General features: G+C 66.6%; 10 protein-coding genes. 7 read left to right on the forward strand and 3 right to left on the reverse strand.

All coding sequences use genetic code 11. From position 1 onward, the window contains the following. Positions 1-157: 157 nt before the first annotated feature. The 4 genes from ADL12_RS15100 (at position 158) to ADL12_RS15115 (ending at position 2178) form a co-directional block, all read left to right on the forward strand. Positions 158-337 (forward strand): hypothetical protein, encoded by a 180-nt coding sequence (locus tag ADL12_RS15100; RefSeq protein WP_062702580.1) that lies wholly within the window; start codon positions 158-160, stop codon positions 335-337. A gap of 176 nt (positions 338-513) precedes the next feature. Further along, positions 514-1044 carry a BlaI/MecI/CopY family transcriptional regulator gene (locus ADL12_RS15105; RefSeq protein ID WP_062702582.1) on the forward strand — a complete coding sequence of 177 codons (531 nt, stop codon included), beginning with the start codon at positions 514-516 and terminating at the stop codon, positions 1042-1044. A gap of 9 nt (positions 1045-1053) precedes the next feature. Next, a complete protein-coding gene (locus ADL12_RS15110) occupies positions 1054-1617 on the forward strand; it encodes an amino-acid N-acetyltransferase (RefSeq protein ID WP_062702584.1) in 564 nt (187 codons plus the stop codon). A 225-nt stretch (positions 1618-1842) separates the two neighbouring features. Further along, positions 1843-2178 carry a histone-like nucleoid-structuring protein Lsr2 gene (locus ADL12_RS15115; protein ID WP_030959275.1) on the forward strand — a complete coding sequence of 112 codons (336 nt, stop codon included), beginning with the start codon at positions 1843-1845 and terminating at the stop codon, positions 2176-2178. A gap of 19 nt (positions 2179-2197) precedes the next feature. On the opposite strand, the gene ADL12_RS55570 is transcribed toward ADL12_RS15115, so the two are convergent. Then, positions 2198-2911: an SCO3374 family protein gene (locus ADL12_RS55570; RefSeq protein ID WP_062702586.1), complete on the reverse strand. Its 714-nt coding sequence runs from the start codon at positions 2909-2911 to the stop codon at positions 2198-2200. Between the two features lie 432 nt (positions 2912-3343). Here ADL12_RS55570 and ADL12_RS15125 point away from each other — a divergent pair, with 432 nt between their 5' ends. Continuing rightward, positions 3344-5869 carry an ATP-dependent Clp protease ATP-binding subunit gene (locus tag ADL12_RS15125; protein ID WP_062702588.1) on the forward strand — a complete coding sequence of 842 codons (2526 nt, stop codon included), beginning with the start codon at positions 3344-3346 and terminating at the stop codon, positions 5867-5869. 89 nt (positions 5870-5958) lie between these two features. On the opposite strand, the gene ADL12_RS15130 is transcribed toward ADL12_RS15125, so the two are convergent. Beyond that, positions 5959-6600, reverse strand: coding sequence for an HAD family acid phosphatase (locus ADL12_RS15130; RefSeq protein WP_062702590.1), 642 nt, complete (start codon positions 6598-6600; stop codon positions 5959-5961). A 495-nt stretch (positions 6601-7095) separates the two neighbouring features. Between ADL12_RS15130 and ADL12_RS15135 the strand changes: the two genes are divergently transcribed. After that, positions 7096-7716 carry a M23 family metallopeptidase gene (locus ADL12_RS15135; RefSeq protein ID WP_062702592.1) on the forward strand — a complete coding sequence of 207 codons (621 nt, stop codon included), beginning with the start codon at positions 7096-7098 and terminating at the stop codon, positions 7714-7716. A 13-nt stretch (positions 7717-7729) separates the two neighbouring features. On the opposite strand, the gene ADL12_RS15140 is transcribed toward ADL12_RS15135, so the two are convergent. Next, positions 7730-8317, reverse strand: coding sequence for a TetR/AcrR family transcriptional regulator (locus ADL12_RS15140; protein WP_062702595.1), 588 nt, complete (start codon positions 8315-8317; stop codon positions 7730-7732). 129 nt (positions 8318-8446) lie between these two features. On the opposite strand from ADL12_RS15140, the gene ADL12_RS15145 reads away from it, so the two are divergent. Beyond that, a complete protein-coding gene (locus ADL12_RS15145) occupies positions 8447-10039 on the forward strand; it encodes an MDR family MFS transporter (protein ID WP_062702597.1) in 1593 nt (530 codons plus the stop codon). Positions 10040-10226: the final 187 nt, after the last annotated feature.

Raw genomic sequence — 10226 nt, forward strand, 5'->3', positions numbered from 1 at the left:
ATCCCCACCCCCGGCGAGGTCTTCCCGCGCCGTAAACCGACCCCACCGCCCACGACCCGACCCCAACAGCTCGCCGCAGGCTGACGCCGAGACGAGGTGGGCTCCGAGGTGGCCCCCGGAGCCCACCGCTCAAGCCACCCCTGGCTACCCTGGACGCATGGACTACGTCTCCGCACTCCTCCCCCCGACCGTCATGGCCGTGTTCTTCATCGGTCTGATCAGGGTGATCGTGAAGACCCAGGGCGGAGCCAACAAGGCCAAGGAGGACGCGGCCGTGGACGCCGCCCTCGCGCGCGTGGAGGCCACCCGCCAGGCCCCCGCGAACCCGGACGCCTGAACCTGGGCGCCGACGCGCTCAACGGCGTACGACTCAAAGCCCCACGCTTTCCGAGTCGTACGCCCTTTTTGTTCCTGTTTGCTGGAGGAAGTGCACGTTCGGCACGCGAACATCAAGATCTCCCACTATTGTGCTGAGTTGTGCCTCGCCCATTGGGAGAACTCGAAGACGCGGTCATGACGCGGGTGTGGAAGTGGAACCGCCCGGTGACCGTTCGAGAAGTCCTGGAAGATCTTCAGCAGGAACGGTCCATCGCGTACACCACGGTGATGACCGTTTTGGACAATCTCCATCAGAAGGGCTGGGTGCGCCGCGAAGCGGAAGGCCGGGCCTATCGATATGAGGCGGTCTCCACGCGGGCCGCCTACGCCGCCGCTCTGATGAACGACGCCTGGTCGCAGAGCGACAACCCCGCCGCTGCACTCGTCGCCTTCTTCGGCATGATGAGCGAGGAACAGCGCGGGGCCCTGCGGGACGCCGTACGCATCGTGGGCGGCCCGGAAACGCCCGAACCCGCGCAACCGCCCGATACGCGCCGCGTTACGAGCACCGATACCGACAGTGCCGATACGAGCGGCACCGATACCCGCAGCACCGATACCGGCACCGATACGACCCCCCATACCAGCGGCGATACCAGCCCGGATACCCGTACCGATACCGGCAGTGAGAACCCCGGCTCGGCGCAGGAGCCCGACGGGCGATAGCGTCCGCTCATGTCAGCAGAGAGCCACTCGGCCGAGAGCTCCTCGGTGGAGAGCCCAGAAGTCACCGCAAAAGCCATCACCGTCCGGCGGGCCCGCACCGGCGATGTCCAGGCGGTACGTCGTCTCCTTGACGAGTACGTCCAGCGTCGCATCCTGCTCGACAAAGCCACGGTGACGCTTTACGAGGACATCCAGGAGTTCTGGGTCGCCGAACGTGACGACAACGGCGAGGTCGTCGGCTGCGGCGCCCTGCACGTGATGTGGGAAGACCTGGCGGAAGTCCGCACTCTGGCGGTGAAGCCCGGCCTGAAGGGCGCCGGCGTCGGTCATCAGTTGCTGGAGAAGTTGCTCCACACCGCGCGCTGGCTCGGCGTTCGCCGGGTTTTCTGCCTGACCTTCGAAGTGGACTTCTTCGGCAAGCACGGCTTCGTCGAGATCGGCGAGACGCCGGTGGACACCGATGTCTACGCGGAGCTGCTGCGTTCCTATGACGAGGGCGTGGCGGAGTTCCTCGGTCTCGAACGAGTGAAACCGAACACCTTGGGCAACAGCCGGATGCTTCTGCATCTGTGATCGCCGCCCTCTATTCCGGCGGGTGACCCTGCCCAGGTGCCCTATGTCCGAAACGCGCATGTTTCCGGACCGCGGTCGGGCAGTCGGTCTCTCCCGAGGGTTTGTGTTTTTCCAGCAAAAGCGGTTTGCTTTCCGACGTACTGCAGTACTGCATATAACAGGGGACGGCGAAACGGCGGACGCCGCAGACCCCCGGCCCTCAAGTTATCGATGAAAGGAAATCCGGTGGCACAGAAGGTTCAGGTCCTTCTTGTCGACGACCTCGACGGCGGCGAGGCGGACGAGACCGTGACGTTCGCGCTGGACGGCAAGACGTACGAGATCGATCTCACGACTGCCAATGCGGACAAGCTCCGTGGCCTTCTCGACCCTTACGTGAAGGGCGGTCGTCGTACCGGAGGCCGCGCTTCGGGCGGGCGTGGAAAGGCGCGTGCCGCTTCCGGTGGCAGCCAGGACACCGCGCAGATCCGCGCGTGGGCGAAGGAGAACGGCTACGAGGTCAACGACCGCGGCCGCGTTCCGGCGTCCATTCGCGAGGCATACGAGAAGGCCAACGCCTGATCCAAGGGCAACGCCTGATCTACGGACAGACGAAAGGCTGGGCGTACCCGCGTCGCAGTCGCAGGCGGTGGCAATGCGTTGCCACCGTGTCCAGAACCCGCACCAGATCGGGGGCGCCCCCACCGCCCCCCATGGCCGACAGCGTCGGCAGCGAGGCCTCGACCTCGCCCCCAGGCTCGGGGGGCCGCAGCCACACGGCGGCCCCCTGCACGGCGTCGGGGCGGCCCAGGGGAAGCGGCCGCACCCCGCAGTGCTCCAGCACGTCAGGACGTCGTACGGCCTGCCTCGGTCGCGTATCGAGTCGCGTATCGAGAGGCCGTACGGCCATGACCGGCCCCTGCTCGGGTGGCAGGGGCGCCTCCATGAGGTCGCCCTCGCCGAGCGTCGTCAGGTCCAGGGGCAGCGTGCCCCACTCCAGCCAGTCCAGCACCCCCGGCACCTCCTCCGCGCTGCCCGCGGCCAGGAGTAGCCGCATCCGCCCGCCCCGGGCGGCCACCGGGGAGTGAGGCGTCAGATGGCGCAGTGCCGCGCGGCCCGCCTCGGCCGGGACGTCCAGGACGTCGAAGCGCAGACCCACGCGAAGGCTCAGGGGGGATCCCGGGTGCCCGGGCACCACCGGCCAGCCCAGTTCGTTCTCGTACCACCGGCGGACCCGATCGCTCGGATCGGGCGGCCGACGGGGGAGAGGGATCGTGGTGGAGTCCGTGGCGATCGCGGGACGGGTGCCGACCATGCCAGGTGAAACCGCCGAATGGACGTGCCGGTTACGCTGGGTGTTCTAGCGAATGCGCAGGGTGTCGAAAGAGGGGGCGCTCGGGGGTGTGGGGTGGCGCAAGGTTGTTCGCCCGTAGCGGAGGGAACCGGGGGGCGCGGCATGGAGTGTCAGTCCCAGCGGGTAAGACATCCCTAGTGGGAGGGGGCGACACGCAGGACAGTGGGTCTCGCGTTCGCCATCGGCGTACTGATGGTGAGGGTAACCACCTGGCCTGCGGGAACATCGTCTCGCACCATCGGGTTGGAGCAGATGTCGGCGTTAGCGGGGTCAGGAGGCCATCGACGGTGTCGGCAGTTGGAATGAGCGGTCCCCGCTTGCGGGACTAAGCTGCGGAAGGACAGGGAGGGGAAGTTCCCCCCACTGCCTGACCGCTCTGAGGAGCGATTAACGATGTTCGAGAGGTTCACCGACCGCGCGCGGCGGGTTGTCGTCCTGGCTCAGGAAGAAGCCCGGATGCTCAACCACAACTACATCGGCACCGAGCACATCCTCCTGGGCCTGATCCACGAGGGTGAGGGTGTCGCCGCCAAGGCCCTTGAGAGCCTCGGGATTTCGCTCGAGGCGGTCCGCCAGCAGGTGGAGGAGATCATCGGGCAGGGGCAGCAGGCCCCGTCCGGGCACATCCCCTTCACCCCCCGTGCCAAGAAGGTCCTGGAGCTGTCGCTCCGCGAGGCCCTTCAGCTGGGCCACAACTACATCGGCACGGAGCACATCCTGCTCGGCCTGATCCGTGAGGGCGAGGGCGTCGCCGCCCAGGTCCTGGTCAAGCTGGGCGCAGATCTCAACCGGGTGCGGCAGCAGGTCATCCAGCTGCTCTCCGGTTACCAGGGCAAGGAGACCGCCACCGCCGGCGGGCCTGCCGAGGGCACCCCCTCGACGTCCCTGGTCCTCGACCAGTTCGGCCGGAACCTCACCCAGGCCGCTCGTGAGTCCAAGCTCGACCCGGTCATCGGGCGCGAGAAGGAGATCGAGCGGGTCATGCAGGTGCTGTCCCGCCGTACCAAGAACAACCCGGTCCTGATCGGTGAGCCCGGCGTCGGCAAGACCGCCGTCGTCGAGGGCCTCGCCCAGGCCATCGTCAAGGGCGAGGTGCCCGAGACCCTCAAGGACAAGCACCTCTACACCCTCGACCTCGGCGCGCTGGTCGCCGGCTCCCGCTACCGCGGTGACTTCGAGGAGCGCCTGAAGAAGGTACTCAAGGAGATCCGCACCCGCGGCGACATCATCCTGTTCATCGACGAGCTTCACACGCTGGTCGGTGCGGGTGCCGCCGAGGGCGCCATCGACGCGGCTTCGATCCTGAAGCCGATGCTGGCCCGCGGTGAGCTGCAGACCATCGGTGCGACCACGCTGGACGAGTACCGCAAGCACCTGGAGAAGGACGCGGCCCTGGAGCGCCGCTTCCAGCCGATCCAGGTCGCGGAGCCGTCCCTGCCGCACACGATCGAGATCCTCAAGGGTCTGCGCGACCGGTACGAGGCGCACCACCGCGTCTCCATCACGGACGAGGCGCTGGTCCAGGCCGCCACCCTGGCCGACCGGTACATCTCGGACCGCTTCCTGCCGGACAAGGCGATCGACCTGATCGACGAGGCCGGTTCCCGGATGCGCATCCGCCGGATGACCGCGCCGCCGGACCTGCGCGAGTTCGACGAGAAGATCGCCGGCGTCCGCCGCGACAAGGAGTCTGCGATCGACTCGCAGGACTTCGAGAAGGCCGCCTCTCTCCGCGACAAGGAGAAGCAGCTCCTGGCCGCCAAGGCCAAGCGGGAGAAGGAGTGGAAGGCCGGCGACATGGACGTCGTCGCCGAGGTCGACGGCGAGCTGATCGCCGAGGTCCTCGCCACGGCCACCGGCATCCCGGTCTTCAAGCTGACTGAGGAGGAGTCCAGCCGCCTGCTCCGCATGGAGGACGAGCTCCACAAGCGGGTCATCGGTCAGAACGACGCCGTCAAGGCGCTGTCGAAGGCGATCCGCCGTACGCGTGCCGGTCTGAAGGACCCGAAGCGTCCGGGTGGTTCGTTCATCTTCGCCGGTCCGTCCGGTGTCGGTAAGACCGAGCTGTCCAAGGCGCTCGCCGAGTTCCTCTTCGGTGACGAGGACGCGCTGATCTCCCTCGACATGTCGGAGTTCAGCGAGAAGCACACGGTGTCGCGTCTCTTCGGTTCGCCCCCCGGCTACGTGGGCTACGAAGAGGGTGGCCAGCTGACCGAGAAGGTCCGCCGCAAGCCGTTCTCCGTCGTCCTCTTCGACGAGGTGGAGAAGGCCCACCCGGACATTTTCAACTCGCTGCTGCAGATCCTGGAGGACGGTCGTCTGACCGACTCCCAGGGCCGGGTCGTGGACTTCAAGAACACGGTCATCATCATGACGACCAACCTCGGCACCCGGGACATCTCCAAGGGCTTCAACCTGGGCTTCGCGGCCTCGGGTGACACGAAGACCAACTACGAGCGCATGAAGAACAAGGTGTCGGACGAGCTCAAGCAGCACTTCCGTCCCGAGTTCCTCAACCGCGTCGACGACGTGGTCGTCTTCCCGCAGCTGACCCAGGAAGACATCCTGCGGATCGTCGACCTGATGATCGGCAAGGTGGACGAGCGCCTGAAGGACCGGGACATGGGCATCGAGCTCTCCCAGTCCGCCAAGGAGCTGCTGTCCAAGAAGGGTTACGACCCCGTGCTGGGCGCCCGGCCGCTGCGCCGGACCATCCAGCGCGAGATCGAGGACTCGCTGTCGGAGAAGATCCTCTTCGGCGAGCTGCGCCCCGGCCACATCGTGGTCGTGGACACCGAGGGCGAGGGCGAGGCCAAGACCTTCACCTTCCGCGGTGAGGAGAAGTCCGCGCTGCCGGACGTCCCGCCGATCGAGCAGGCGGCCGGTGGAACCGGGCCGAACCTGAGCAAGGAGGCCTGACCCTCCGGGGGCTGAGCCGAAGAAAGGGGCCGGTGCTTATCCGCACCGGCCCCTTTCGCATGCCCAAGAGGTGACTCAAAGGGGGTGGCTTACGACAGCTGCCCGTCGTAGTCCGGCAGCTTGTACGTCTTCTCGGCGTGGCCGCCCGACAGGTCGGTGGCGCTGTTGCCGATGTTCGCGATGATCGTGTAGCCCTTCGACTCGATGTCGACGCGCTGAGCCGTCTTGTAGTCGGCGACGTTCTTGAAGAGGTCGACGAAGCTGCGCACGTAGAGGCCGGAGACCTGGTAGCCGACGTGCTTGAGGTTGTAGTCGGTCACCGAGTAGATGATGCCCGGGCGGGCGGTCACGAAGAACAGGGAGACGCCGTGCTCCTGGGCGTACTTGGCGACCTCCAGGACCGGCTTGTTGGCCGGCTGCGGGTAGCTGAAGCCGAAGTCCGTCTCCAGGGTGGTGTTGTCGATGTCGAAGACGATCGCCTGCTTCTCACCCGGCTTGGTGTTGGCGATCCGCTGCTTCAGATCCAGCAGCGCCTGGTCCATCACCGCCTGGCAGTCCTTCTGCCAGGTGTCGTAGTCGACGTCCTCGGCCGCTGCCGTGGTGGCGGTGGTGGAGGCGGTGGAGGTGCTCGTCGCGGTCGTCGCGGCATCGGCGGGGACCGCGAGTGCCGCGAGGGCCGCCGCGGAGACGGTGCTGACCGCTATTCGGCGAGCCCAGGGGCGAAGCGTCATGTGGGGGGTCCTCTCACGTCACGTGCGCTGGGTTGTCGCGTGCATGTTCGTGGTTCGGGGTGGCTGGTGGGGAACCAGCGGGTTACCGGACGGTAGCTCAACTTGAGGCGTCGCTCACATAGTTGGGCGCGGATTTGTTGCCGAAAGCCGGAGTGGGAGGCGTAGCGCCCGTCACATTCCGGGGTCTCGTGATTGCGCTCGGCGGTGACATGCCGCACAGGCGATTTGTCCGTTACTAGCGGGAATAGTGGGGACTGACTGGCGGGCAAAAGGTATCTTCCGCTTGAAATCCGGCGGCTTATTAGCGCGCCAGTACTGGTTCGTCTGTATTGGGTGCTCTGTCAAGATCAATAGATTTTTGCGGGGTAGTACTAGCTTTCGTCGTAGATCAGGGGTTTTGGGGTTCGGGGGGAGCGGGGTTACCAAGGGATAGCCATTCGGTGAGGACTTGTGCGCCGGGTGGTTTTCTCTGTCGTCGTCCCCATGAGGTTTCGAATGTCCCCGCGCTTCTCGTTCCGTCCGTCCCGTACGTCCTCGGTCCGCACCCGTGCCGCTGTGCTGGCCGCCGGCCTGGGGGCCTCGGTCGTGCTGGGCGCCGGAGGCGCGGTCGCTGCCGAGATGAGCTCCGCCACCGGTGTCTCCGCCGCGGTACAGGCTCAGGCCGCCGCCGCGAAGAAGGCCCCCGCGAAGAAGGCCATCGCCTGGGTGAGCCCGGTGAAGAAGTACACGAAGTCCGCCAGCTTCGCCCAGGCGGGCGGCATGTGGCAGTCCACCCACAGTGGGCAGGACTTCGCCGTCGCCAGCGGTACCCAGGTCGTGGCCGCGCACGGCGGCACCGTCGTCAAGGCCGGCGGCAACGGCGCCGGCGACGGTCCCGCGTACGGCAACGCCGTCGTCATCAAGCACGGCAACGGGAGCTACTCCCAGTACGCCCACCTGTCGCGCATCGACGTGAAGGTCGGCCAGGTCGTCAAGACCGGGCAGCACATAGCCAAGTCCGGCAACACCGGTAACTCCAGCGGGCCGCACCTGCACTTCGAGATCCGTACGACCGCCAACTACGGTTCCGCGGTCGACCCCGTGGCCTTCCTGCGGGCCAAGGGCCTGACGATCTGAGTCGCCGAGCCGTTCAGGCGCCCTTGTGCGCCTGGGTGATCAGATCCGTGGCGACCTCGAGGACGGCTTTGCGCTTTTCCTCGGGGTCGCCTTCGAGGTCCTTCAGGACGAACATCCCGGCGTGCATCGTGAACAGGGCGCTGATGCAGCGGACCTGGTCGACGAGGTCGGCGTCCGGATCGATGATGATGTCGCGCATGCCCAGCATGCGGTTCTTGAACATCTCGCCGATGCTCAGCTCACGGACCGTGGCCTGGTTCTCCTGCATGAAGCGGAACAGCGGGGCCGCGCCGGTCAGGGTCTCGCTGTAGCGGCGTACGATCTCCTGCTTCGTCTCGAGTGTGTGCGGCTGCTGCTTGCCCCACTCGATCAGGTCCTCGATCGGCTGCGTCAGGTCCTCGAAGAGGCTGACGATGATCTCTTCCTTGGTCTTGAAGTGGTAGTACAGGGCCGCCTTCGTGACCTCCAGGCGCTCGGCGATCTCGCGCAGGGAGGTCTTCTCGTAGCCCTGTTCTGCGAAGAGTTCGAGGGCTACGTCCTGGATGCGCTGGCGGGTGTTCCCGCGGCGCCGCTGCTTGGTGCCGTCCATGGTGCCGCCCATCCTCGTACTCCTCGGCTTTCCATAAAACTTACTTGACGCCCGGCTAGTTACGCGCCTACCTTCCCTGAGTGTAGACAACTAGCCGGGCGGCAAGTAAGTGCCAGCAAGTGGCCGGGGGTAGAGGGAATCATGGCGGACACGAAGTCAGTTGAGCCGGGGGCGGCGAAGCCGGGCGGGAAACAGCCGAAGAGCGTACGGGTCGTACTGCTCGCGCTGATGATCACGATGATGCTCGCGATGCTCGACAACATGATCGTTGGCACCGCGATGCCGACCATCGTGGGTGATCTGGGCGGTCTGGAGCATCTTTCGTGGGTCGTGACGGCGTACACGCTGGCGACCGCAGCCTCCACTCCGCTGTGGGGCAAGCTCGGCGACATGTACGGGCGCAAGGGCGTCTTCATGTCGTCGATCGTGCTGTTCCTGATCGGGTCCGCGCTGAGCGGCATGGCCCAGGACATGGGGCAGCTGATCGCCTTCCGGGCCGTGCAGGGGCTCGGTGCCGGCGGTCTGATGGTCGGCGTCATGGCGATCATCGGTGACCTGATTCCGCCGCGGGAGCGGGGCAAGTACCAGGGCATGATGGCCGGCGTGATGGCGCTGGCGATGATCGGCGGGCCGCTGGTCGGTGGCACCATCACCGACCACTGGGGCTGGCGCTGGGCCTTCTACATCAACCTGCCGCTCGGCGTCGTCGCGCTCGCCGCGATCAGTGCCGTCCTGCATCTGCCGAAGAAGCGGACGCAGGCGCGGATCGACTATCTCGGGGCGGCGCTGCTGACCGTGGGGATCACCGCGATCGTGCTGGTCACCACGTGGGGCGGTACGGAGTACGCCTGGACCTCCGCGGTGATCATGGAGCTTGTCGGGATCGGGGTCGCGGCGCTTGTCGGGTTCGTGTTCTGGCAGACCAAGGCGGCGGAGCCGGTCGTGCCGCTGCACATCTTCCGCAGCCGGAACTTCACGCTGATGTCCGTGATCGGGTTCATCACCGGGTTCGTGATGTTCGGTGCGACGCTGTTCCTGCCGCTGTATCAGCAGTCGGTGCAGGGTGCTTCCGCGACCAATTCCGGGCTGCTGTTGCTGCCGATGCTCGGGGCGATGCTGGTCACCTCGATGGTCGCGGGCCGGGTGACCACGAGCACCGGGCGGTACAAGGCGTTCCCGGTCGTCGGCAGTGTGCTGATGATCGTCGGGCTGTATCTGCTGTCGCTGATGGACACCGGGACCAGTCGGTTCACCTCCGGTGTGTACATGGCCGTGGTCGGGCTCGGTATGGGCTGTCTGATGCAGATCACGATGCTGGTCGCGCAGAACAGTGTCGAGATGAAGGACATGGGTGTCGCGTCCTCGTCCACCACGCTCTTCCGTACGCTCGGATCCTCGTTCGGTGTGGCGATCATGGGGGCGCTGTTCAACAGCCGGGTGCAGGACGTCATGGCCGAGCGGGGCGGGGCGTTGGGGGCGAAGGTGACCGAGCAGTCGGCGCAGCTGGATGCGGCGGGTCTGGAGAAGTTGCCGGACGCTGTGCGGGAGGCGTATCAGCATGCGGTGTCGGCTGGGACGCATTCGGCGTTTCTGCTGGGGGCCGTGATTGCTGTGGTTGCTCTGGTGGCGGCTGTGTTTGTGAAGGAGGTTCCGCTCAAGGGGGCGGGGCCGGAGGGGGACGCTGAGGCGGCGGACGGTGTGTCGGCCAAGGTTGCGGTGGCGGAGGCCGTCTGATCGGGCGGTGCGTGTGGGGCCCTCGGGGGTGTTCTGCCCGGGGGCCTTCGTTTTTTTCGCCCCCGCCGCCCCTACCCGTCCCATCCTCAAGGGGCTCCGCCCCTTCGACCCCGCCAGGGGGCTGCCGCCCCCTGGACCCCCGCTTCGGCCCTGAACGGGCCTCGTCCTCAAACGCCGGACGGGCTGA

This window comes from Streptomyces regalis (assembly GCF_001509475.1).
GTDB classification, from domain to species: domain Bacteria; phylum Actinomycetota; class Actinomycetes; order Streptomycetales; family Streptomycetaceae; genus Streptomyces; species Streptomyces regalis.

What these genes read in the sequence shown, in the direction of transcription:
- ADL12_RS15105 (WP_062702582.1), top strand. Translation starts at nt 514, where the DNA reads ATGACGCGGGTGTGGAAGTGGAACCGCCCGGTGACCGTTCGAGAAGTC.
- ADL12_RS15135 (WP_062702592.1), top strand. Translation starts at nt 7,096, where the DNA reads ATGTCCCCGCGCTTCTCGTTCCGTCCGTCCCGTACGTCCTCGGTCCGC.
- ADL12_RS15110 (WP_062702584.1), top strand. Translation starts at nt 1,054, where the DNA reads ATGTCAGCAGAGAGCCACTCGGCCGAGAGCTCCTCGGTGGAGAGCCCA.
- ADL12_RS15100 (WP_062702580.1), top strand. Translation starts at nt 158, where the DNA reads ATGGACTACGTCTCCGCACTCCTCCCCCCGACCGTCATGGCCGTGTTC.
- ADL12_RS15130 (WP_062702590.1), bottom strand. Translation starts at nt 6,600, where the DNA reads ATGACGCTTCGCCCCTGGGCTCGCCGAATAGCGGTCAGCACCGTCTCC.
- ADL12_RS55570 (WP_062702586.1), bottom strand. Translation starts at nt 2,911, where the DNA reads ATGGTCGGCACCCGTCCCGCGATCGCCACGGACTCCACCACGATCCCT.
- ADL12_RS15125 (WP_062702588.1), top strand. Translation starts at nt 3,344, where the DNA reads ATGTTCGAGAGGTTCACCGACCGCGCGCGGCGGGTTGTCGTCCTGGCT.
- ADL12_RS15140 (WP_062702595.1), bottom strand. Translation starts at nt 8,317, where the DNA reads ATGGGCGGCACCATGGACGGCACCAAGCAGCGGCGCCGCGGGAACACC.
- ADL12_RS15145 (WP_062702597.1), top strand. Translation starts at nt 8,447, where the DNA reads ATGGCGGACACGAAGTCAGTTGAGCCGGGGGCGGCGAAGCCGGGCGGG.